We start from the raw sequence: 22410 nt of genomic DNA, 5'->3' as shown, positions 1-22410 counted from the left end.
GGTTGCCCGGCGGCCTCTGCTTTGCAGTGCAGTCCGGTGAGGACGCGGCTCAGTGGCTGACCTGACCCAGGAACGCGCGGATGCGGTCATTGGCCGGGTTGCTGAAGAACTCCTGCGGCGGCGCATCGTGCGCAATGCGGCCTTGATCGAAGAACATCACGCGGTCGGCCACCTCGCGCGCAAAGCCCATTTCGTGGGTGACCACAATCATGGTCATGCCACCACGCGCGAGGCCTCGCATCACGTCCAGCACTTCCTTGACCATCTCGGGGTCGAGTGCCGATGTGGGCTCGTCAAACAGCATCACCTTGGGTTGCATGGCCAGCGCCCGCGCAATGGCCACCCGCTGCTGCTGCCCGCCCGACAGCTGCCACGGGTACTTGTGTGCGTGGTCCTGCATGCCCACGCGGCGCAGCAGCTGCATGGCTTCGTCGTTGGCCTGGGTGCGCGGGGTGCGGCGAATGCGGCGGGGCGCCAGCGTCACGTTGTCCAGCACGCTCATGTGGCCGAACAGGTTGAACTGCTGGAACACCATGCCCACCTCGCAGCGCTGGCGCTGCAGGGTGGTGAGGTCGTCGCACACCTCCACGCCATCGATGGTGATGCGCCCGCTGTCGTGGGGTTCCAGCCGGTTGATGGCACGCAGCAGGGTGCTCTTGCCCGAGCCCGAGGCGCCGATGATCACCGTTACCTCGCCGGTGTGGAACACGGTGGAGACGTCCTTGAGCACCTGGTGTGCACCAAACGACTTGCACACCCGCTCGGCCACGATGTAGGGCTTGGGCTGGTTGGTCGTTGCGGTCATCGGTTGCGCCCTTCCACGTCAAAGCGGTATTCGACGGCGTTGGAGACTTGCGTGACCAGCGTGGTCAGCAGCAGGTAGGTGATGGCCACCGTGGTCAGCGTGGCAATGGGCTGGAACGTGGCCGACTGGATGCGGTTGCCCACATTGGTCAGCTCCACCACGCCAATCGCATAGGCCAGCGATGAGTCCTTGAGCAGCGCCACAAAGTTGCTCACCAGCGGCGGCAGCGAGATCTTGAACGCCTGCGGAAACACCACGTCCAGGAACACGTGCATGCGGCCCAGGCCCAGCGCCTTGGCGGCCTCGGTCTGACCCCGGGGGACGGCCAGCAGGCCGGCGCGCAGGGCTTCGGCGTTGTAGGCGCCCACGTTCAGCCCCAGGGCCACGACGGCGGCGGCAAAGTCGGGCAGATTCAGCCCCGGCACCAGCACGGGCAGGGCAAAGTACACAAACAGGATTTGCACCAAGAGCGGCGTGCCGCGAATAGCCCAGATGTACACGCCGGCCATCCAGCGCACGGCCGTCCAGCGGGCGGTGCGGGCCAGCGCCGCCGCCGTGCCCAGCACCAGGCCCACGGCACCACTGACCAGCGTGAGCCACAGCGTGGTGCGCGCGCCTTCGGAAAACGCCTGGGCGTTGGGGCCGATGGGGTCGGGAAAGAACGAAAGCAACTGGCCCAGCAACGAGAGGGCCAGAACCATCAGCACCAGTGCAGCGACCAGCGTGGCATTGCTGCGCTGCTGTCGGGACCAGCCTTGTGGCCAAAGAGCGAGAAGCATGGATCGGACGACCGGAAGGTCTTGGTTGGAAATCGGGTCGGCGGCAGGACCATGGTGACGCCGTCAAAAACAGCAAAGGGTGCGCAACGGGCCAGGCCCAGCGCACCCCGTAGCGTGTTTTTATATCAGTTGCAGCGCACGTCTTCGTTGAAATACTTCTTGGAGACGGCGGCGTAGCTGCCATCGGCCAGCACTTCGGCAAACGCCTTGTTCCAGGCATCCGCCAGGCCGGTGTTGCCCTTGGCCATGGCGGGGGCGATGCGTTCGATGAACAGCATGTCGCCGAGCTTGAACCCGGCCTTGGCGTTCTTGGCGGCGGCTTCCTTGGCCACGAACTTGTCGCTCACCCAGGCGTCGACGCGCTTGGAGATCAGGGCGCGCTGGGCATCGGTGTCTTGCGGGAAGTTCTTCACCTCCTTCACCCCGGTGAGCTTCTGCACGTTTTCCAGGTAGCTGGTGCCGGTCTGCACTGCCACCACCTTGCCGGTCAGGTCCTTGGCGTTGCGGATTTTTGCGTCCATGGCCACGATGATGCCGCCCGAGCAGTAGTGGGGGTTGGCAAACGTGACGGCCTTGGAGCGTTCTTCGGTCACGCCGTGCGAGGCAATGACAGCGTCCCAGCGGCTTTGGCCCAGGCCGGTCAGCAGTGCGTCAAAGCCCAGCGTCTTCCATTCGAGCTTCAGGCCCATCTTCTTGACCACCAGCTCTGCCACTTCCACCTCGAAACCCGTCAGCTTGGTGCCTTCGAAGAAGTTGAACGGGGCAAACTGGCCTTCGGTGGCCACGATGATCTTGCCGTCCTTCTTGATTTCGTCCAGCGTGCGGGCCTGGACGGCGAGGGCAGCGCACAGCGCCACGGCGGTGACAACGGCAGACTTGAAAAACTTCATGGCAGGTTCCTGTGGGGGTGGTTCAGGTACAAAAAATCCGGCATGCGGGTAGGCAAGCCGGAGCGGGTGAATGCAGGCATCGCCAACAGCGATGGGCCTCGTCATCAAACGGAAATGCGCAGAAATTATAGGACGGGCGTTCACATTCGGGCCATGCAGGGCAACCCCGATGACCTCGGGGCGCCCTGGTGGTAGGCCAGCTCAGCTTAGCAAGCATGATGCCATCCGGGGCACGAGCCCCTTCGGGCCTCGGCTAGCGCAGGAACGCGTCGTAACCCGTCTTGAGGATCAGCGTGCTCACCACCACGATGAAGATGCCACGCACAAAACCCGTGCCGTGCTTGAGCGCCAGGTGCGTGCCCAGCAGGCTGCCAACCACATTGGCGATGGCCAGCGTCACCGCAAAGTGCCACCACACATGGCCCTTGGCGGCAAACAGCGCGATGGCGGCGATGTTGGTGGCGCAATTGAGCAGCTTGGCCGAGGCCGAGGCGTTCAGGAAGTCATAGCCCAGCAGCCGCACAAACAGAAAAACGAAGAAACTGCCGGTGCCCGGGCCGAAGAAGCCGTCATAAAAGCCGATGACCACGCCGATCAGGCACGCCGCCAGCACTTCGGCCCTGCCCGCAAAGCGGGGTGTGTGGTGCCGCCCCAACTCTTTCTTGGCCAGCGTGTAGACCAGCACCCCCAGCAGCACCAGGGGCAGCAGCTTGCGCAGGAAGTCGGCCGACATCACGGTCACGGCCCAGGCGCCTGCAAACGACCCCGCAAAACCGGCCGCTGCCGCGGGCAGCATGGCCGACCAGCGAACCTGCACCTTGCGGCTGTACTGCCAGGTGGCCATGGCCGTGCCCCACACCGAGGCCGCCTTGTTGGTGCCCAGCAGCGTGGCAGGGGGCGCCCCGGGGAAAGCCGCAAACAGGGCCGGCACCATCACCAGCCCGCCACCCCCCACGATGGCATCCACGAAGCCTGCAAGCAGCGAGGCAAAGGTAATAAAAATCCATTCCATCGCAGGATTTTCGCAGCTTGCCTGCTATGGATTCAGGACTCCTCGGGGCACTGGCGAAAGGGAGGCCAGCGTAGAACAGGCAAGAAAAAGGCGCTGGGATCGCCAGCGCCTGGAAAAAAACGCACCTCGTTGGGTGCTTGAAATTTGTTTATTGGTAGAAAGAGTGTCTCCTCGGGCCCCTCGCTTGGCACACCGAAGCGCGCTTTCGAGTGCCGCAACTGTAGCGACTGCACTCCGCTGGTGCATTGGGGGTTTCCCGCCCCCGTTGTGGGGCAGTGATCGGGTTTCCAGGGGCGGAATCGGGGTGTTGGGGTTGGCACGGCTCGTGCAATCGCGCTTGTAACAATTTGCGAAAGGGAGCCGCCATGCGGGGAGTCAACCACCGGTTCGTTGGGGTAGGGTCGCTGTGTCTGGGCCTGTGCGCGAGTGCGCTGGCGCAGACGGCGCCAGAGGTGGCGGCGGGAGCGGTGCCTTCCTTGTCCCTCACACGTCCCGGGCTGGTGGCGCAGTCCACGATCAGCGCGGCAGATACCGCGTGGATGATGACCTCCACAGCGCTGGTGCTGCTGATGACGCTGCCGGGCATTGCCCTGTTCTACGCAGGCATGGTGCGCAAGAAGAACGTGCTCAACACCATGGCCAGCGTGGTGGCCATTGCCGCGCTGGTCAGCCTGCTGTGGTTTGGGGCGGGTTACTCGCTGGCCTTCACCCCGGGCAGCCCCTGGCTGGGGGGATGGGACCGCATCGGCTTTGCGGGCCTGGACTTTCAGCTCGCTGGCGGCAAGCTGGCCGTAAGCCATGTGGCGCCGCACATCCCCGAGTCGGTGTACGCCATGTTCCAGCTCACGTTTGCCATCATCACTGCCGCGCTGCTGGTGGGGGCGTTTGTCGAGCGCATGCGGTTTTCCGCCATGCTGATCTTCATCAGCCTTTGGACCCTGCTGGTCTACGCCCCTGTGGCGCACTGGGTGTGGGAGCCAGGGGGCTGGCTGGCCCAGATGGGTGCGCTGGACTTTGCCGGAGGCTCGGTGGTGCACGTGAATGCGGGTGTGGCCGGGCTGGTGTGCGCGTGGTTCCTGGGGCGGCGCACGGGCTATGGGCGCGAGGCGTTCGAGCCCTACAACCTGGGGCTGACCATGGCGGGCGCGGGCTTGTTGTGGGTGGGCTGGTTCGGCTTCAACGCAGGCTCTGCCGTGGCCGCCGACGGCCGTGCGGGGCTGGCGATGGCGGTGACGCACCTGGCCGCAGCGGCGGGTGCCTTGTCGTGGATGCTGGGCGAGTGGGTGGTGCGCGGGCGGCCATCCCTGCTGGGGCTTTGCTCTGGCCTGGTGGCGGGCCTGGTGGCCATTACGCCTGCTGCGGGTTTTGTCACGCTGCGCTCGGCAGCGGTGATTGGCGTGGTAGCGGGTTTGGCCTGCTACTGGGGCGCCACGGGGCTCAAGCGCCTGCTGCGCGCCGACGATTCCCTGGACGTGTTTGGGGTGCATGGCATCGGCGGCATCGTGGGCTCGCTGCTCACCGGCATGCTGGCCAGCCGCACCGTGGGGGGTGTGCCAGGCAGCTTGCTCACCCAGGCCATTGGCGTGGGCGCTGTGATGGCCTACAGCCTCGTCGCAACCGCCGTGCTGTTGTGGATCACCAACCTGGCTGTGGGCCTGCGGGTGGATGAGCAGAGCGAGCAGACCGGGCTCGACATTGCCCAGCACCGTGAGCGCCTGGGGAGTTAATGAAGTCCACCTCCCTGATGCCCTGCGGGCAGGGGGACGCAGCCAGCGCGGCGGGGCGGCCCTTGCGCGGCTGCCCGCGCTTGGGCCGCGCCGGTTTCATACGCTGCGGGTGGTGCGCAGCGCCATGGATGACTGAAATGCCATAAGGAGCCGACCATGCCCGATTCCGACAAGCTTGCCATTGCCGCCCATTTGCATGTGCTGCTGCGCCGCAAGACGGGGCGCGTGACCGACACTGAATGGATGGCTTCCAACGTTGAATATGCGCTGGAGATCGTGCGGTTCGCACGCCAACGTGCCCAGGAGGACAACGTTCCGGAGCTGGTCGAGTGGGCCGACCGCCTCGATCTCGCCATCCATGCCGCCCCACCTGCTGCGCCGCGGCGACCCTTGCTGGATGTGGCCACGCAGGCGGTGCGCCAGCGCATGGCGCCGCCGCCGCCAGAGCCTGCGCCGGAGGTTCCCCGTTATGTGGGAGGGATTCGCTGACCACGCTGCGGCCGGGTGGCCGTTGCGCGGGCGGTGTCAGTGCGCTGCCGTGCCTTGCACGAACAGGCCCGCCGTGGGCAGCAGCCCGGCCAGCTTGTCATCGCCATAGGTGCGCAGCACCTGCGCAATCACGACCTGGTAGCCGTTGAGCCACTGCGCTTGCGCCGCCTTGGCCTTCAGGTGGGCGGGGTGCTGCATCAATGCCTGCAGCGCTTCGAGCGACTGCCAGTAGTAGACGTTGGACACGAGGCCCTTGCCCGTGTCCTCCCACGATTCCTCGCCCAGGTAGCCGTCGATGGAGCGGGCGGCGGTCGCAATCGCCTCGTCCAGGCGGTGGAAGGCGTCGTCGAATTGTTTGGTGGCAAAGATGAAGGTGGAGGAGTACATGGGCGCGATGGTATCCGCGCTCATGCCGCGCGCCGCGCCTGGATGATCCACTCCGCCGCCTTCTCGGCCAGCATCAGTGTGGGCGAGTTGGTGTTGCCGCTGGTGATGGTGGGCATGGCCCCCGCATCCACCACGCGCAGGCCTGCAATGCCGCGCACGCGCAGTTGGGAGTCCAGCACCGCCATCGGGTCGTCATCCCGCCCCATCTTCGTCGTGCCCACAGGGTGGAAGATCGTGGTGGCAATGTCACCGGCCAGGCGCGCGAGGTCCTCGTCGCTTTCAAATTGCACGCCGGGCTTCCACTCCTCGGGCTGGTACCTGGCCAGCGCGGGCTGGGCCACGATGCGGCGCGTGACACGCAGGCTGTCGGCGGCCACCTGGCGGTCTTCGGTGGTGCTCAGGTAGTTGGGGGCGATGGCCGGTGCGGCCTTGAAGTCGGCGTTCTTGATGTTCACCGTGCCCCGGCTTGTGGGGTTGAGGTTGCACACGCTGGCCGTGAAGGCCGGAAAGCTGTGCAGCGGCTCGCCAAAAGCGTCGAGCGACAGCGGCTGCACGTGGTACTCGATGTTCGGGTAGGGCTGGTCGGCGCTGCTGCGCGTGAAGGCCCCCAGCTGCGAGGGCGCCATGCTCATGGGGCCACTGCGTTTGGTCGCGTATTCGAGCCCGATCTTGGCCTTGCCCCAGAGCGAGCTGGCCATGGTGTTGAGCGTGGCCACGCCGTTGACCTTGAACACCGCGCGGATCTGCAGATGGTCCTGCAAATTGGCGCCCACGCCGGGCAGGTCGTGCACCACGTCGATGCCGTGCTGGCGCAGCAGCGCGGCCGGGCCGATGCCCGACAGCTGCAGCAGCTGCGGTGAGTTGACCGCGCCTGCGCTCAGGATGACCTCGCTCGTTGCGCGGGCCGTGACCATCTCGGTGCCGTCCCACACCTGTACGCCGGTGCAGCGCTTGCTGCCGTCGGGCTGCGTCTCGACGATGAGTTTGGCGGCCTGGGCGCTGGTCCACATCTCGAAGTTGGGGCGGCCATAGCAGGTGGGCCGCAGGAAGGCCTTGGCGGTGTTCCAGCGCCAGCCGCTTTTCTGGTTGACCTCAAAGTAGCCCACGCCTTCGTTGCTGCCGCCGTTAAAGTCGTCGGTGGCCGGGATGCCCGCCTGCTGCGCGGCCTGGGCAAAGGCATCGAGGACATCCCATCGCAGGCGCTGCTTTTCCACGCGCCACTCGCCGGTGCTGCCGGTAGCCTTGTTGCCATGCAGGCGCTTGAAGTTTTCATTCACGCCGCCGGGCTGGTCCAGGCGCCAGTGGTCCTCGTGGCGGCGGAAGTAGGGCAGGGCGTTGTCCCAGCGCCAGCTGGCGTCGCCCGTCAGTTCGGCCCACTGGTCGTAGTCGCGCGCCTGGCCGCGCATGTAGATCATGCCGTTGATGCTGCTGCAGCCGCCCAGCGTCTTGCCGCGCGGGTAGCGCAAGGTGCGGCCGTTCAGGCCCGCATCGGGTTCGGTGTTGTAGAGCCAGTCGGTGCGCGGGTTGCCGATGCAGTACAGGTAGCCCACGGGGATGTGGATCCAGTGGTAGTCGTCCTTGCGGCCGGCCTCGATGAGGAGCACGCGGTGGCGGCCGTCGGCGCTCAGGCGGTTGCTCAGCAGGGCGCCGGCGGTGCCGCCGCCGATGATGATGGTGTCAAACGTGGTGTGGTCGCTCATGGGCAGGGGCGGTGGCAATGTGTGGAAGGAGACGGAGGGCCATTGTGCGGACGGCGCCGGGTGTGTCGAGAGGGTCAGTGCCTATTGCTATTGAATATATAGCTACCAGCGAACGATGGTTAAGTGCTGGCGGCCTGTTTGATATTAATTTCACGCATTCCTGGCCCGCCTGTGCTTGGCGCACGGCCCTGGGGGTCCTCTGCACGAATCGCCGCGCCGTGTGCATCTGCGGTCGCGGGTGGTCTGCGGCGTTGCAAAACCTCGCAATAGCTACGGCTATTGCGAGGTTTTGCGCCTTGCAGCCCATCCCGATCCGCAGCGCACACTTTCCGCTCGATTCGTGCAGAGGATCCCTGGCGGGCATCAATCCTACGTGCCGCCTGCGTCCGGCTCCGCTACCATGCACGCTCCCTTTCATTCTTGGCAGCCCGCGCTGCCCAGTTCATGACCGACCCCGCTCCTCGCATTGTTCGCGCCGACACGCCCCAGGGGCCTTGTGCGCAGCTGCACGGGCGCTGGGGCGCGGCCGAGCTGGGAACCGGGGCACAGTGGCAGGCCGTGGCGGGTCAGTTGCGCAGCCACCCGGCCGCGCCCACGCTGGGCTGGGACCTGATGCAGCTGCAGTGGCTGGACCACGTGGGCGCACAGTTGCTGTGGAACCACTGGCAGCATGCCTGGCCCGAGCGCCTGGCCTGCACCGACGCCCAGCGCGACATGCTGGCGCGCGTGGCGCAGTTCACCTGCACCGCTCCGCCGCCCGAGCCCTGGCGGCTGGGTGAGCAGGTGGACCACCTGGGGGTGCTGGTGCTGCACGGCGTGGACCATGCCCGCCACATGCTCGAAATGGTGGGCCGACTGGTGCTGGACCTGGGCCGCCTGGCGCGCGCGCCGCGCAAGGGGCCGTGGCGCGACGTATCGGGCCACCTGTACCGCATGGGGGCCACGGCCCTGCCCATCACGGCGCTCGTGGGTTTTCTCATCGGCGTGGTGCTGGCCTACCTGATGAGCCTGCAGCTGCGGCAGTTCGGCGCCGAATCGTTCATCGTCAACATCCTGGGCATCTCGCTCATCCGCGAGCTGGGGCCGATGCTGGCCGCCATCCTGGTGGCGGGGCGCTCCGGCTCGTCGATCACGGCGCAGATCGGCGTGATGCGCGTGACCGAGGAACTCGATGCCATGCGCGTCATGGGCATTCCCCACGGCTTTAGGCTGGTGATGCCGCGCACCATTGCGCTGGCACTGGCCATGCCGCTCATCAGCGTGTGGACCACGCTGGCAGCGCTGGCGGGTGGGATGCTGGCGGCCGACGTGGCCATGGACATCTCGCCCGGCTACTTTGTGCAGGCCCTGCCCGCCGCCGTCAAGATCGGCAACCTGGGCCTGGCCATGGCCAAGTCGGTGGTGTTTGGCGCGTTCATCGCGCTCATCGGCTGCCACTGGGGCCTGCGCGTGAAACCCAACACCCAGAGCCTGGGCGAGGGCACCACCGCTTCGGTGGTCACGTCCATCACCATGGTGATCATCGTGGATGCGTTGTTCGCTGTGGCATTTAAAAACATAGGCATATGAGCAGCCACGCACGCACATCATTGCCCGAGCACATCGCCGTGGCGCCCGGCGAGCCGCCCATCGTGGACGTTCAGGGCCTGTGGACGCAGTTTGGCAAGGGCGATGAAACCTTCACCGTGCACCAGGACCTGAACTTCACCGTGCAGCGCGGCGAGATGCTGTCGCTGGTGGGGGGCTCGGGCACGGGCAAGACGGTGCTGCTGCGCCAGATCCTGGGCCTGGCCCGGCCTGCGCGGGGGCAGGTCACGGTGCTGGGGCGCCCGGCGTCCGAGATGGGGCGCGAGGGCGCGGCCAGCCGCGTGGGCATGCTGTTCCAGCACGGCGCGCTGTTCTCGGCCTTCAATGTGCTCGACAACGTGGCCTTTGCGCTGCGCGAGCAGGGCACGCTGCCCGACGACCTGGTGCGCGATGCCGCGCTGGTCAAGCTGCAGATGGTGGGCCTTCAGCCCGAGCACGCCACGCGCATGCCGGCGGATCTGTCGGGTGGCATGGTCAAGCGCGTGGCGCTGGCGCGTGCGCTCATCATGGACCCGCCGCTGCTGCTGCTCGACGAACCCACGGCGGGGCTGGACCCCAGCAGCTCCGACGACTTCTGTGCGCTGCTGCGCGAGCTGCGGGCCGCGCTGGGGCTCACGGTGGTCATGGTCACGCACGATCTCGATACGCTGTTTGCGCTGAGCACCCGGGTGGCCGTGCTGGCTGATAAGAAGGTCATCGTCACCGGTCCGCCGCACGAGGTGGCGCATTTCAAGCACCCGTTCATCGAACATTTCTTCCTGGGTGAACGTGGCCAGCGCGCCATGGCCCCGGTGCAATCCGTGGAGCACGCCCTGGCAGCACAGACTGCCGCCGCCGTGCCCACGCCCGACAAGGAACCCAGCTGATGGAAAACAAATCCCACGCCCTCGCCGCAGGCATCTTTGTGCTGGTGGTGGCCGCCATGCTGGCGGGCCTGGCCATCTGGCTCACGCGCGACAGCGCCAACTACGAGCAGTACGAGCTGTCCACCAAGGACGGCGTGAGCGGCCTGCAGCCCCAGGCCGCCGTGCGCTACAAGGGGGTGGCCGTGGGCAAGGTCACGCGCATCGGCTTCGACCCGCAGGTGACGGGCAACGTGCTCATCCGCATTGCCGTCAACGAGCAGGCCCCCATCAGCCCCACCACCTTCGCCGTGCTGGGCTACCAGGGCGTGACGGGCCTGGCCCACGTTCTGCTGGACGATGCCGACCAACCTTACCCCGAGCTGCCCCCGGGCCCCAGCGGCCTGCCGCGCCTGCCCATCAAGCCGTCGCCGTTTGGCAAACTCGCGGAGCAGGCCCCCGCCATCCTCACCCAGGTGGAAGAAGCCACGCGGCGCATCAACCAACTGCTGGGCGACACCAACCAGCAAAAACTCACCGAAGCCCTGGGCAACATTGCCCAGGCCGCAGGCAGCGTGAACACGCTGACCCAGCGGCTCGATGCCACCGTGGCCCAGCGCCTGGACCCGGCCCTGGCCGCGCTGCCCCCGCTGGCCAGCGATGCGCGCAAGACCCTGCAGTCCCTGCAGCAGGCCGGCGCCAGCGTGTCGGTGCTGGCGGCCGACGTCAGCAAGACCACGCAGCGCCTGGGGGCCGAGGGCGGCCCCATCGACCAGATCACCATCGGCACGCAGTCCCTCGCCCGCGCGGCCGACCAGTTCAGCACCACCACGCTGCCGCGCCTGAACCGCGCGGCCGACGACACCTCGCGCGCGGCACGCACGCTCAGCCGCACGGCGGGTGGCGTGGCGGACAACCCCCAGCTGTTCATCTACGGCTCGGGCCGCATTCCGCCCGGCCCGGGCGAACCGGGTTTCGCGCCCTGAGAAGGTGTGAACGAACCCACCATGCCCGCTCATTTCCCCAAAACACACCCGCTCGTCGTTGCAAATGCTCGCCATAGCCCGCGCTATGGCTGCGCTTTGCGCCTGGACTGGCCGCGTTTCGGCGGCCTGCTCGGGCACGCCGGATTCATTCACACCTTCTGAGGAGAAGCGTTGATGGAAAATACTATTAAAAACATAGCTGCTATCGCTTTTCCATCAGGCGCTAGAGGTCTATTTGTTTCAGTTTTTGCTGTGGGACTGCTGGGTATCGCAGGCTGCTCGGCGCTGCCCAGCCCGCCCTCGCGCCCCGTGCTCTACGACTTTGGCCCCGGCCCGGTCGCCACGGCCCCCAGCGATCGCCGCGCCCCCTTGCCCCCGTTGGCGCTGGCCGATGTAGAGGCCCCGGGCCTGCCCGAGGGCAGCAACGCCGTGCTCTACCGCCTGGCCTACGCCGACGCCCAGCAGCTGCGCCCCTACAGCCAGGCCCGCTGGAGCCAGCCACCCGCCCAGTTGCTGCAGCAGCGCCTGCGCGAGCAGCTCGGCCAGCGCCGCGCCATCCTCAAGGCCGACGACGGCGCGGCCCAGGCGCGCGACGCCGCCCAGGGCGGCCGCTTGCCAGCCGTGCTGCGCGTGGAGCTGGAAGAGTTCAGCCACCTGTTTGCCAGCGCCTCGGACAGCGCGGGCGTGGTGCGACTGCGTGCCACGGTGGTGGACCTGACCCTGGGCGGTGAAGCGCTGCGCGGCCAGCGCGTGTTCACCGTGCGCACCCCGGCGCGCAGTGCGGATGCAGCAGGCGGCGTGGCTGCATTGGCCGATGCATCGACTCAGGTGGCGCAGGAAGTGGCGGAGTGGGTGGAGCAGGTGGGGCGGTAGACCGACGCTGCGGTGGGTGTAGCCCGGTGGGTGCCTGTCGTCTGTCGAGGCCTCGCCTTGTGGCGATCAGCGGCGCCCACCGGTTATGAACGTGTCGGCGCGGCGGTTTCTGCCTGTTTTGCGCCGTTGGATTTAGCGCTTCCCTCAATCCCCGTTACAACCCGCGCATAGCGCGCAAAGCTCCAGTACGCCCAGGCCCAGTCCAGCAGCACGACCAGGCGGTTGCGAAAGCCGATCAGGAAGTAGACGTGCGCGAACAGCCAGAACAGCCACGCAAAGTAGCCTGAAAAGCGCACCGACCCAGCGGGCGAGGTGAGGTCCACCACGGCGGAGTTGCGGCCGATGGTGGCCAGGTTGCCGTAGTCGCGGTAGCGAAACGGCTGCGTGGCCTGGCCGGCCAGGCGGCGCAGGATGTTGGCGGCCGTGGCGCGCCCCATCTGCTTGGCGCCGGGTGATACACCGGGAACGGGCGCGGGCTCGCGGCCGGGCGCATGGCTCTTGGCAGCAGCCAGGTCGCCGATGACGCTGATCTCCGGGTGGCCGGGCAGCGTCAGGTCGGGCTCTACCACCACGCGGCCCGCCCGGTCGGTGGTGCACGCGGTGGCCTCGGCCAACTGCCGGCCCAGCCCCGAGGCGGCCACACCGGCTGCCCAGATGATGCATTTGCTCTTGATTTGATAGCTGTTTTCGCTTGTTGGTTGAACGCTGGATGGCGATTCGACCATCAACCCGTCGCTGTCGATGGCGGTGACGCGGGCGTTCAGGCGCACTTCCACGCCCAGCTTTTCGAGCTGCTCCCTGGCGCGCTGGCTCAGTGCCTCGGGCATGGACTGAAGCACGCGGGGGCCGCCTTCGAGCAGGATGATTTTTGCGCTGGCCGGGTCGATGTGCCGGAACTCGCCGGGCAGTGTGTGGCGTGCGATCTCGGCCAGCGTGCCCGCCATCTCCACGCCCGTGGGGCCTGCGCCCACGACCACAAAGTTGAGCCAGTCGGCGCGGCGGGTGGGGTCCGCTCCCTTTTCTGCCGCCTCGAAGGCCAGCAGGATGCGGCGGCGGATCTCGAAGGCATCGTCCAGCGTCTTGAGGCCCGGGGCATGGGGTGCCCAGTCGTCGCGGCCGAAGTAGCTGTGGGTGGCGCCTGCAGCAACGATGAGGTGGTCGTAGGGCAAGGGGGCAGACGGGTGGGGCCCGTCCTTCAAATGCACGGTGCGCGCTGCCACGTCGATGTGCGTGACTTCGCCGAGCAAAGTCGTGACGTTGGGCTGCTGCCGAAACAGGTGCCGGATGGGCGCAGCGATGGCCGGCGCCGACAGCCCGGCCGTGGCCACCTGGTAAAGCAGGGGCTGGAAGAGGTGGTGGTTGGTCTTGTCGATGAGCGTCACATCCAGCGCGGCACCGCGCAGCGCACGGGCGGCTTCGAGGCCGCCAAAGCCGCAGCCGATGATGACAACACGGGGGCGGGGCGAGGGAGCGGAAGAAGTGGTCATGCCCCCATTATTGGGGCTCGCAGCTTCCGGGCAGCCTGTGAAACGGGCGCCCTCCCGGGCAAGGGCAGCCAAGCAAGGGCCGCCCCGCAGCGAGGGCTGCGTCCCCCCGCCCGCAGCGCGCAGCGCTACGAGAGAGGGGGGAAGTGGCGCAGCCGCTCAGTGGGGGGCTCACATCACGCCATGAAACCCAGGTTGGTCGGGTAGTCGGCCCCGCCAAAGTGGCTCAGGTTGGGCAGCACGCCCGCCAGTTCGCTGTTGCTCACGCCAAACCAGCTGGCCAGCGTGGCCGCGTACTGGTCCACCGAGGTGCTGGGCAGCAGGCGGCCCTGGCCCACATGCCACTGGTCGTTGGCATCGGCAGTGTTGGTGATGCTGACCGGCGGCGCCTTGCCATAGAAGGCCTTGCCCTTGACCGCGCCACCCACCATGAGATGGTGGCTGCCCCAGCCGTGGTCCGAGCCGTCGCCGTTGGAGCTGAGCGTGCGGCCGAAGTCCGAGGCCGTGAACGCCGTCACCTTGTCGGCCACGCCCAGTTCGACCGTGGCGTTGTAGAACGCGGTCATGGCTTCGCTGACGCGCTGCATGAGCGTGGGCTGCTGCGAGATCAGGTTGTCATGCAGGTCGAACCCGCCCAGCGACACCATGAACACCTGCCGTTTGCTGCCCAATGCGGTGCGTGCACCAATAAGGCGGGCGACCATCTTGAGCTGGTCGGCCAGCGAATTGCCGGTGGGGAAGGCCGTGGCCAGCGTGACACCGGCCAGCCCCGAGGTGATGGAAGCCTCGGCGCCCACAGCCCGCGCGGTGACGCGGTTGTATTCGTTCTCCAGCGTCTGGCCGCTGGTTTGCTGGATCAGCGAGGTCAGCGCTGCGCGCACGGCCGTGGAGCCGTAGACATTGCTTTTGACGCCGTTGATCGGGATCGCACCGTTGGTGCTGACCTGGTACTGCAGCGCGGAGTCGCCCGAGAGGAACACCGCATTGCCCGTGACGGAGATGCAGGTGAACAGCGAACTGCCGTTGGAGGACAGCGCCAGGTCGCCGATGTTGCCGCCCCAGCCCACGGTGGAGCCTTCGGGCGAGGACGACTGCCAGACCGATTGCTGGTCGTTGTGCGAGAACAGCTTGGGGGGCAGCGGGTACAGCGCACGGTTGCTGCCGCTGTATTGCGCACGCGTGAGTGGAACCACCAGGGGGCCCACGTTCAGCTGCACGGCTGCCTTGCCGGTGTTGAACAGGTTGGTCAGCCCGGTCATGGCAGGGTGCAGCGCGTACTGGCGCCCACCGGCCAGTGGCGTGGTGGGCGCGAGCAGGGTGGGGGTCAGGGCGGACTTGGCCAGGGCAATGCCCCCCGCCGTCTGTCCGGCACCGCCTCCGCGCGCGGCGCTGTATTTGTTGTAGCTGTCGTCGTCATAGGTAATGACGGTGTTGGCGTAGTCGTTGCCGCCGTACAGGAAGACGCAGACCAGCGCCTTGTAGTCGGTGGCCGTGAAAGCTGCGGCTTCGCCCACGGCGGCGAGATTGAGCGCAAAGGGCAGGGCGGTGCCTGCCATGCCCAGCTGGGCCGAGCGGCGCAGGAAGGCGCGGCGGGAATGGAGGTCGGGTTGGAGGAGATGCATGGCGGCGCGCCTTATTTCTGGATCAGGTATTCGGCCGAGGCCATGACGAGGAAAATCGCGGCCGCCACGCGGTCACGTTTGGCGTTGTCCGTGCTTGCCGCCGTGACGGGGGTCGTCTTGAGGGCGTCTGCGATGAGCTTGACGGTGGCTGCAGACAGCTGGCCAGCCGTCATGAGCAGGTTGATCCGGTCCACGAGCGCATCGGCATCGGCCACGATGGCCAGTTCGTTGGTATAGGCCGCCTTGATGTCGAAGCCGTTGTTGCCGTTGCTGCCGTTGTTGGGCAGGTCTGGCGCGTTCACGAAGATGCCGTTGCGGATCACGCCCTGCATGTAGTTGAGGTAACCGCCCACGCTGCTCTCGTTGACCAGCTGGAACTCGGGCGCCACGGCACCGGCCGTGGCCAATGCCGTTGAAGGCGGCACATAGCCTGGCCGGAAGAAGTTGAACACCGACGGTGAGCGCAGCGGGCTCTGCGCCAGGCGCGAGCCGGCCGAGCTGAGGTCGCCGATCTTCCAGCTGCCGTATTGCGACGCGATGCCAAAGGTGCGGCCCCACTGCACAAAGCGCAGCATGGGCTCGCGCAGGCGGCCGAACATGGGGTCCGTGAGCCCGGCGGGCGCACGGGCTTCGTCGTCGAGCAACACAGCCTTGACCACGGCCCGCAGGTCGCCCCGCACGCCGAGGCCGTTGTTGTTGAATGCGGCCGCCACACGGCTGATGTAGCCGGGTGACGGGTTGCTGGTGACCAGGCGCTGGATCAGCTGCTTGCCGATGAATGGCCCCACGTTGGGGTGGTTGAAGATGGTGTCCAGCGCCGTTTTGAGCGCCGCCGCACCGGGTGTGCCAGCGGCAACCGTGGTGCCCAGGAAGGTGGCGGCCAGCGTGGAGTGCCGCGACTCGTTGAGTGCCATGGGCAGCCGCGTGAAATGGGTGCTGGGCACGGTGCGCGTGGTGCCAGGCACAGTGGTCGGGGCATTTTGCGACTGGTCGTAGTCGTAGCCTGTGAACACGCGTGCCAGGTTGGTGATGTCGCTCTGCGTATAGCTATCGACCACCTGGCCCGAGCCATTGCGCTTGGCCGTGCCATCCTGGTTCAGCTCCACGAGCCCGATGGACATCAGCTGCAGGATCTCACGGGCATAGTTCTCATCGGGCTGGCGGCCGGTGGAGGGGTTTTCCTTCTGGTTGCCGCGCGTGTTGAGGTAGTAGCCCATCGCTGGATTGAGGGTCACGTCCTCCAACAGCTTGCGGAAGTTGCCGAAGGCATTGGCAACCAGCTGGTCCCAGTAGTGGGCGATGGCATGGCTGCGCCAGCTGAAGTCCAGGCCCGAGAGCGATACCACGCAGATCTCGGACAACGCGAGTGCCACGCGTTTGCGCAAGCCGTCGCTGGATGTCATGAGCTGTTGCCAGATCATGTAGTCGCCCGGGTAGGTGTTGTCGTAGTACGACGTGGCGTTGTCCACCGTGTTGTACCCGCGCTGGTTCAGCCAGTCCCACCCTTTGGTGCCGACGGGCAGGCTGAACTGGTTGTTGATCCAGCTGTCGTAGGTGCTGGCGCGCAGGGTGGCGATTTCGCCGGTGGATGCCGAGAACTGCGCTTGCAGGAGAAACCGCGCTGCTTCCTGGTCGGTGTCGGCCCGTGTGTAGGTGTAGCTTCCAGCTCCCGGGGCTGGCGGTGGGGGCGGCGGCGTCGCAGGCCCTGGAGCGGGTGTGGGGCCGGGTGCTGGTGCAGGCCCTGGGGCGGGCGGCGTGGCGGGACCCGGTGCGGGGGCCGGGCCAGGCGCCGGTGCCGGGCCAGGGGGGGGCGCAGAGCCCGGTGTTGGCGTCGTGGGCGGGCTCACGGTTTCATCAGCCGCATCACCACCACCACAGGCCGCCAACGCCACGCTGGCCATCAGGGCGGCGAGCGTGGCCTCCTTGGGCAACGGGGCCGGGCGCGGAGCCGGCTTTGTGGTGTCGATTCCCTCTGCAACCTCGGCAGGCGCTGCTGCGCAAGGCTCCTCTTTCAACAGTGTCATGGTGGTTCTGCTAGTTGTTTGTCACGCGAGCAACACCCTGTGTAGAGCCTTCCAACGCATTGCGTGCACGGGCCGTCTGCGTTGGTAGCTCTGCCCTAGGTGCCAAGGCCGGTGAATCAAGTGTATGGATTTGCAACTGGGAGGCACTCGGGCTAAATCGTTATGAATGACTACAAAAGTCACCAAATGCAACTTTTTACCCAATGAGGCTGGTTTCGACTATGGCGTATTCACCCACTGTTTTTTGAGCGGTGATCCTGAGCGGCTTGTCTGGCATCGGTGTAGTCCACAGGCCGACGTTCTCTGCCTCTGACTGCCTACGTGTGGCGCGGCGCGGGGTTTCTACAGTGGGCTCATCGCTGACCGGCACCGTTTACCGCCATATCGGTGGCATGGCCGCAGCGAAACAACCGCAAGGAAGAAGACCATGAACGAAGACACCGTCAAGGGCAACTGGAAGCAGTTCAAAGGCAAGATGATTGAACAGTGGGGCAAGCTCACGAACGATGACTTTGACGTCATTGATGGCAAGCGTGAACAGTTCCTGGGCAAGTTGCAGGAGCGCCAGGGCATTGCCCGCGACGCAGCCGAAAAGCAGCTCAAGGAATGGCAAGAACGCCACCCGGACTTCCGCTTCAACGACTGACCGGTTGCCCGGCGCAGGGGCCCGGCCCCTGCCCTGCAGCAACACGGGAAACGACGGCTCCCGCACCCTGGTGCAGACAGCTGCACACCCCTGAATCACCCAATCCCGAGGAGAAACCCATGAAATTCGCACGTACTCTGATCGCATCCGTGGCTGCTGGCCTGCTGGCAACCTCTGCCTTCGCCATGACCGAACCCGAGCACAAGGCCGCCAAGGAGCGCATCTCGGCCGACTACAAGGCCGACAAACAAAAGTGTGATGCCCTGAAGGCCAACGCCAAGGACGTCTGTGTGAAGGAAGCCAAGGGCAAGGAAGATGTGGCCAAGGCAGAACTGGAAGCCCAGTACAAGCCGAGCCCCAAGGCCACCCAGAAGGTGGCAGAAGCCCGCGCTGACGCTGCCTACTCTGTCGCCAAGGAAAAATGCGATGACCTGAAGGGCAATGAAAAGGATGTCTGTGAAAAGGACGCTAAGGCTGCCCAGGTGAAGGCCAAGGAAGATGCCAAGGTTGCCGCAGCGCAGGCCAAGCCTGCTGACAACGCCGCCGAAAAGGGCGCCGCCGTGGCAGAGGCCCGCAAGGATGCCAACGCAGAAAAGAACGACGCCAACTACAAGGCCGCCAAGGAGCGCTGCGATACGCTGTCGGGTGATGCCAAGTCCAAGTGTGTGGACGACATGAAGCGCATGTACGGCAAGAGCTGATCCGCTGGGGACCTCTCAGTGGCCGGTACTCCCAGCCGCTGGCAGTCTTCACAATGCCCCGCCCCGTGCGGGGCATTTTTTATTGTGGGGTCCGGATGGTGCTGAGCGGTTGATGCCGAACTGACCTGCATCAACACGCCCTGGTGGCTGGCGGCCTAAGCTCGAGCCCTGTTTTTGTCTCGCTGCAAAGGGATTCCCATGGCACAACTCGAATGGTCGGACGCGCTGGCCCTGGACCTGCCCCTGATGGACGACACCCACCGCGAATTCGTGGACCTGCTGGCCGCCGTGGACCGGGCCGACGATGCGCAGCTGCTCTCGACCTGGCATGCGCTCGTGGAGCACACCGATCACCATTTTGCGCAGGAGGACGCCTGGATGGCGTCCACCCGTTTTGCCTCGGGCAACTGCCACAGCATGCAGCACCGGGTGGTGCTGCAGGTCATGCGCGAAGGGGTGGTGAGGGCCCAGCAAGGCGACCTGCAAGTGCTGCGTGTGATGGCCAGCGAACTGGCGCTGTGGTTTCCGCAGCACGCCCAGAGCATGGACGCTGCGCTGGCCCTGCACTTGCGCCGTGTGGGCTTTGACCCGGTCTCGGGCGTGGTGCACGCGCCGCACGCGTTGCCGGGCGAACTGATCCAGGGCTGTGGTGGATCGACCTGCTCCGACACCTCGGCCGGTGTTGCCGCCACCGAGCCAGCGGCAATGGCCTGAGAGCGTCAACAGGCTCTTACCCCCGTGCGCAGGCCGCGCCGGTGTGGCATGCTGCCAAGTCTCTAGGCAAGTGGGCGGCATGACCGCTGTGCTTCATGGCCGAAACCTATTCCCCTGTGGCTCTGTACGACGAGGCCGCAAGTCTCCAAGCCCTGCAGCGCTATGGCATTCTCGACACGCCGATGGAGCCCGCCTACGACGACCTGGCAGGGATTGCGGCCCATGTGTGTGAAGCCCCAGTCGCCCTGATCAGCCTGCTCGACAGCCACCGCCAGTGGTTCAAGGCCTCAGTGGGGCTCCCGCTGCGGGAAACCCCGCTGGACCAGTCCGTGTGCCGCTACGCCGTGCGGCAGCCCGGCGTTTTCATCGTGCCCGACCTGGCGAAGGATGCGCGTTTTGCGCACTTCAGCATCGTGACCCAAGAAAATCCGCTCCGCTTCTATGCCGGGGCGCCGCTGGTCACGCCCGATGGTTATGCCCTGGGCACGCTCTGCGTGCTGGACAACCGGCCGCGCCATCTGTCCCATAAGGCCCAGGACATGTTGTGTGCGCTGGCGCGCCAGGTGATCCGCCTGCTGGAGCTCAAGCGCGCCAACGACCGCCAGGGCCAGATGCTGGTGGAGTTGGAAGAAGCGCGCCGCCAGATGGCCGTGCTGGCCCATACCGATGTGTTGACCGGCCTGGCCAACCGGCGCTCGTTCACCGCGCGCCTTTTGCAGGAGCAGGCCCTTTTGCGGCGCGACGGCGAACCCGCCTGCCTGCTGATGATGGACATCGACCACTTCAAGCGCGTCAACGACGTGCATGGCCACCATGTGGGCGACCAGGCCCTGCAGCTTTTTGCCACGCTCTGCCGCGATGTGTTCCGCGCGGCCGACATGGTGAGCCGCTGGGGCGGCGAGGAGTTTCTGGCCCTGTTGCCTGCTACCCGGGTGGAGCAGGCCCAGGCGGTGGCGCAGCGTGTGCATGACGCGCTGACCACCCACCCGGTGCCGGGGGTGATGCCGCCCTTGGCGCTGACCGTGAGCATGGGACTGTCCAACTTCGATCCCCTGCGCCCTCTCGACATCACCCTTCGCGCGCTGGATTCAGCGCTCTACGCAGCCAAGCGCGAAGGCCGCAACCGCACCGTGGTGGTGTAGATGCAGCTGAGTTGCTTTAATTTTGATAGCTGCTAGCGCTTGTCAGTAAAGCGCTAGGGCCATATTCTTTCAATATTTCGACGCTGCTTCAGTGCCCTGCGGTGCGGGGCAGTATCAGCGCAGCCATGCGCCATGAAAGATCCCGCAGGGCCCGGCGCACGGCGGGTGAATCCTGCGCACCCACGGGGTTGGCATCGCTGCGCGGGCAGAACGCAGCCTCCAGGACCTGCTGCTTGGCGCAGACCAGCGCCACCCGGTCTTGCGCCCGCAGGGCCGCCATCAGCTGGTCGCGGTGGCGCTGCACGCGCTGCGCCTCGGCCAGCGTCAGGGTGGGCGGGTGCGCGGCAGCGCCTGCGGCCGGGCCGGTGAGGTGCTGTGCCCAGGACAAGGGCGTGGTGCGCGTTGTCATACAGCGCTCACCGGCGGTGTAGGGGGCGTGGCGGGGCGCGCAGCCGGTGGGGTGGGAGGGCGCACCTCCGGTGGCGCCATCGGGCGGCGGGGCGGGGTGTTGCCCTGCGACAGGCCGTACCAGTTCACCTTGCGCGTCAGCACCATCACAGCGGTCAGTACCAGGAACAGCGCAATGGCACCCACCACCAGGGCCGTCTGCTCCAGCTGCAGCAGCACATACAGCAGGCCATACAGCACCGCGATGCCCCCTCCGAGCGGGATGCCCCGCGCCAGCCCACCCAGCATGTGGCTGGCGTAGTAGGCGAGCAGCAGCACACAGGCGCTGGCGGCCACGGCGTACGAGACGCCGAACGGCAGGTGCTCCGACAGGCTCACCAGCAGCAGGAAGAAGCTGCACAGCGCGCTGCCCACCAGCAGGTACTGCACCGGGTGCACGCGCAGCTTCTTCATCAGTTCGAACAGGCCCACGGCCACGAAGGTGAGGGCAATGAACAGCACGCCATATTTGGTGGCGCGGTCCGACAGGGAATAGGGGTTCACCGGGTCGATGAAGGCCACGCTGAAGCTGTCGGCGCAGTCGCCGGGGGTGGCGCCTCCGGGCACATAGTCGCTGTGGCCGCCATCGTCTGTGCCGCCCAGGCAGATGCGTTTGCCGTTGGCAATGTCGGCCTGCGCCGTGGTGGCCAGCGACGACAGGCGCCACTGGGCCGCAAAACCGGTCTTCTTGACCTCGCGCTCCGACGGCAGAAAGCGGCCCCCGAACGACGGGTGGGGCCAGCTGCTGGTCATCTGCACCTCGGTGTTGCCACCCAGCGGCACAAAGGCCAGGCGTTCGGTGCCCACCAGTTCCAGGTCCAGCGTGGCGGTCAGTCCGTCGGCCTTGCCGCGCACCGATTCTGGCAGTGCCGCATGCAGGCCCCGGCTGTAGGTGGGGTGGAAGGTGCCGGGCTTGAGGGCCAGGGTCTGCGAATCCAGGGTGAACTGCGCGGTGCGGATGCCACGCGCGTCGCCCACGGCCATCATGACGATGGGCGCACCGCAGTGCATCCGCGAGTTTTTCATGCTGCTTTGCGGCACCAGGCTCGCCAGCGGCCCCCACTGCGCCGTCACGTGGGCCTTGAGGTTGAAGGTGTTCACCTTGTGCAGGCCGCGCGCACGCTCTTCCATCGCGGCGCCGGTGCTGAGCTTGAGCTGCTCGGGCATGGCGGTCAGCAGGAACTCGCGGCGCTGCTCCACCATGCGGCGCTCGTCGCCCTTGCCGGTCTCTACCTCCCAGCTCTCCACACAGGCGCTGTGGATCATCGGGCCCATCAGCGTCTGCGGTCCGGCCAGGCTTTCGGCCACGCTCTGGGCGGTGATGCTGCGGTAGCGCAACCGGTCGCGCACCACGTCTTCGATCATGCCGAGGCCAAAGAGAAGCAGCACGGTGATGGCGGCCAGCGCTGCCAGTTTGGTGAACAAGGGGTGTTTGAGCAAGAGATCCTCCACAAATGATGTTGTGGAGGCAGTGTTGGGGCCCGGTGTGAGGGCGTTATGAAGTTTGTGAGGCCAGTGTGAAGTCGGGCGTTGTGTCGGCATGACCTGTCAGG

General features: G+C 66.4%; 22 protein-coding genes. 11 read left to right on the top strand and 11 right to left on the bottom strand.

The genetic code is table 11. The features are described 5' to 3' along the window. Positions 1-49: 49 nt before the first annotated feature. The 4 genes from AC2YJX_RS08375 to AC2YJX_RS08360 all read right to left on the bottom strand — a co-directional run bounded on the left by AC2YJX_RS08375 (position 50) and on the right by AC2YJX_RS08360 (position 3486). Positions 50-805 (bottom strand): amino acid ABC transporter ATP-binding protein, encoded by a 756-nt coding sequence (locus AC2YJX_RS08375; protein WP_228897652.1) that lies wholly within the window; start codon positions 803-805, stop codon positions 50-52. Beyond that, positions 802-1584: an amino acid ABC transporter permease gene (locus AC2YJX_RS08370; RefSeq protein ID WP_055394380.1), complete on the bottom strand. Its 783-nt coding sequence runs from the start codon at positions 1582-1584 to the stop codon at positions 802-804. Before AC2YJX_RS08370 ends, AC2YJX_RS08375 begins: the two co-directional genes overlap by 4 nt. Positions 1585-1709: 125 nt before the next feature. Further along, entirely contained in the window at positions 1710-2474 is a 765-nt protein-coding gene (locus AC2YJX_RS08365) for a transporter substrate-binding domain-containing protein (RefSeq protein ID WP_121421973.1), read from the bottom strand. A 253-nt stretch (positions 2475-2727) separates the two neighbouring features. After that, on the bottom strand, positions 2728-3486 hold the full coding sequence (locus AC2YJX_RS08360; RefSeq protein ID WP_055394375.1) for a sulfite exporter TauE/SafE family protein: 759 nt from the start codon (positions 3484-3486) through the stop codon (positions 2728-2730). A gap of 365 nt (positions 3487-3851) precedes the next feature. Here AC2YJX_RS08360 and AC2YJX_RS08355 point away from each other — a divergent pair, with 365 nt between their 5' ends. Together AC2YJX_RS08355 and AC2YJX_RS08350 are read left to right on the top strand one after the other, a co-directional pair. Further along, positions 3852-5213 carry an ammonium transporter gene (locus AC2YJX_RS08355; RefSeq protein WP_487255779.1) on the top strand — a complete coding sequence of 454 codons (1362 nt, stop codon included), beginning with the start codon at positions 3852-3854 and terminating at the stop codon, positions 5211-5213. 156 nt (positions 5214-5369) lie between these two features. Continuing rightward, the gene (locus AC2YJX_RS08350; protein WP_121421975.1) at positions 5370-5702 is read left to right on the top strand and encodes a hypothetical protein; all 333 of its coding nucleotides are present in this window, start codon (positions 5370-5372) and stop codon (positions 5700-5702) included. 36 nt (positions 5703-5738) lie between these two features. Here the strand turns inward: AC2YJX_RS08350 and AC2YJX_RS08345 are convergent, their stop codons facing one another. After that, on the bottom strand, positions 5739-6089 hold the full coding sequence (locus tag AC2YJX_RS08345; protein WP_121508865.1) for an antibiotic biosynthesis monooxygenase family protein: 351 nt from the start codon (positions 6087-6089) through the stop codon (positions 5739-5741). 20 nt (positions 6090-6109) lie between these two features. Next, positions 6110-7789: a GMC family oxidoreductase gene (locus tag AC2YJX_RS08340; RefSeq protein ID WP_487255778.1), complete on the bottom strand. Its 1680-nt coding sequence runs from the start codon at positions 7787-7789 to the stop codon at positions 6110-6112. Between the two features lie 444 nt (positions 7790-8233). On the opposite strand from AC2YJX_RS08340, the gene AC2YJX_RS08335 reads away from it, so the two are divergent. The 5 genes from AC2YJX_RS08335 to AC2YJX_RS08315 are packed head-to-tail and all read left to right on the top strand — an operon-like array spanning position 8234 to position 12077. Continuing rightward, positions 8234-9358 carry an MlaE family ABC transporter permease gene (locus tag AC2YJX_RS08335; RefSeq protein ID WP_055394405.1) on the top strand — a complete coding sequence of 375 codons (1125 nt, stop codon included), beginning with the start codon at positions 8234-8236 and terminating at the stop codon, positions 9356-9358. Next, the gene (locus AC2YJX_RS08330; protein ID WP_121421978.1) at positions 9355-10242 is read left to right on the top strand and encodes an ABC transporter ATP-binding protein; all 888 of its coding nucleotides are present in this window, start codon (positions 9355-9357) and stop codon (positions 10240-10242) included. The genes AC2YJX_RS08335 and AC2YJX_RS08330 overlap by 4 nt, the downstream gene beginning before the upstream one ends. Then, positions 10242-11204, top strand: coding sequence for an MlaD family protein (locus AC2YJX_RS08325; RefSeq protein WP_121421979.1), 963 nt, complete (start codon positions 10242-10244; stop codon positions 11202-11204). Before AC2YJX_RS08330 ends, AC2YJX_RS08325 begins: the two co-directional genes overlap by 1 nt. Positions 11205-11210: 6 nt before the next feature. Then, positions 11211-11366 (top strand): hypothetical protein, encoded by a 156-nt coding sequence (locus AC2YJX_RS08320; protein WP_487255777.1) that lies wholly within the window; start codon positions 11211-11213, stop codon positions 11364-11366. A 12-nt stretch (positions 11367-11378) separates the two neighbouring features. Beyond that, positions 11379-12077 carry an ABC-type transport auxiliary lipoprotein family protein gene (locus AC2YJX_RS08315; protein ID WP_487255776.1) on the top strand — a complete coding sequence of 233 codons (699 nt, stop codon included), beginning with the start codon at positions 11379-11381 and terminating at the stop codon, positions 12075-12077. An 83-nt stretch (positions 12078-12160) separates the two neighbouring features. Here AC2YJX_RS08315 and AC2YJX_RS08310 read toward each other — a convergent pair whose 3' ends face one another. The 3 genes from AC2YJX_RS08310 to AC2YJX_RS08300 all read right to left on the bottom strand — a co-directional run bounded on the left by AC2YJX_RS08310 (position 12161) and on the right by AC2YJX_RS08300 (position 17207). Continuing rightward, positions 12161-13564, bottom strand: a complete 1404-nt coding sequence (locus AC2YJX_RS08310; protein ID WP_487255775.1) for an NAD(P)/FAD-dependent oxidoreductase — start codon at positions 13562-13564, stop codon at positions 12161-12163. Positions 13565-13737: 173 nt separating this feature from the next. Then, a complete protein-coding gene (locus AC2YJX_RS08305; RefSeq protein WP_487255774.1) occupies positions 13738-15183 on the bottom strand; it encodes a DUF1501 domain-containing protein in 1446 nt (481 codons plus the stop codon). Positions 15184-15194: 11 nt separating this feature from the next. Beyond that, complete coding sequence (locus AC2YJX_RS08300) at positions 15195-17207, bottom strand: DUF1800 domain-containing protein (protein ID WP_431151572.1); 2013 nt, start codon at positions 17205-17207, stop codon at positions 15195-15197. A 427-nt stretch (positions 17208-17634) separates the two neighbouring features. Between AC2YJX_RS08300 and AC2YJX_RS08295 the strand changes: the two genes are divergently transcribed. The 4 genes from AC2YJX_RS08295 (at position 17635) to AC2YJX_RS08280 (ending at position 20410) form a co-directional block, all read left to right on the top strand. Then, positions 17635-17853, top strand: coding sequence for a CsbD family protein (locus AC2YJX_RS08295; RefSeq protein ID WP_121507842.1), 219 nt, complete (start codon positions 17635-17637; stop codon positions 17851-17853). A 119-nt stretch (positions 17854-17972) separates the two neighbouring features. After that, the gene (locus AC2YJX_RS08290; protein ID WP_487255773.1) at positions 17973-18554 is read left to right on the top strand and encodes a hypothetical protein; all 582 of its coding nucleotides are present in this window, start codon (positions 17973-17975) and stop codon (positions 18552-18554) included. Between the two features lie 198 nt (positions 18555-18752). Next, the gene (locus AC2YJX_RS08285; RefSeq protein WP_306555993.1) at positions 18753-19268 is read left to right on the top strand and encodes a hemerythrin domain-containing protein; all 516 of its coding nucleotides are present in this window, start codon (positions 18753-18755) and stop codon (positions 19266-19268) included. Between the two features lie 95 nt (positions 19269-19363). Then, positions 19364-20410, top strand: a complete 1047-nt coding sequence (locus AC2YJX_RS08280) for a sensor domain-containing diguanylate cyclase (RefSeq protein ID WP_487255772.1) — start codon at positions 19364-19366, stop codon at positions 20408-20410. Between the two features lie 88 nt (positions 20411-20498). On the opposite strand, the gene AC2YJX_RS08275 is transcribed toward AC2YJX_RS08280, so the two are convergent. After that, positions 20499-20819 carry a hypothetical protein gene (locus AC2YJX_RS08275; protein ID WP_487255771.1) on the bottom strand — a complete coding sequence of 107 codons (321 nt, stop codon included), beginning with the start codon at positions 20817-20819 and terminating at the stop codon, positions 20499-20501. Then, positions 20816-22297 (bottom strand): cell envelope integrity protein CreD, encoded by a 1482-nt coding sequence (creD, locus tag AC2YJX_RS08270; RefSeq protein WP_487255770.1) that lies wholly within the window; start codon positions 22295-22297, stop codon positions 20816-20818. Before creD ends, AC2YJX_RS08275 begins: the two co-directional genes overlap by 4 nt. Positions 22298-22410: the final 113 nt, after the last annotated feature.

The sequence above is a fragment of the Acidovorax sp. SRI_002 genome (assembly GCF_057586455.1).
The sequence above is the reverse complement of the archived record's forward strand: the minus strand, read 5'-3'. Positions and strand labels throughout refer to the sequence as shown.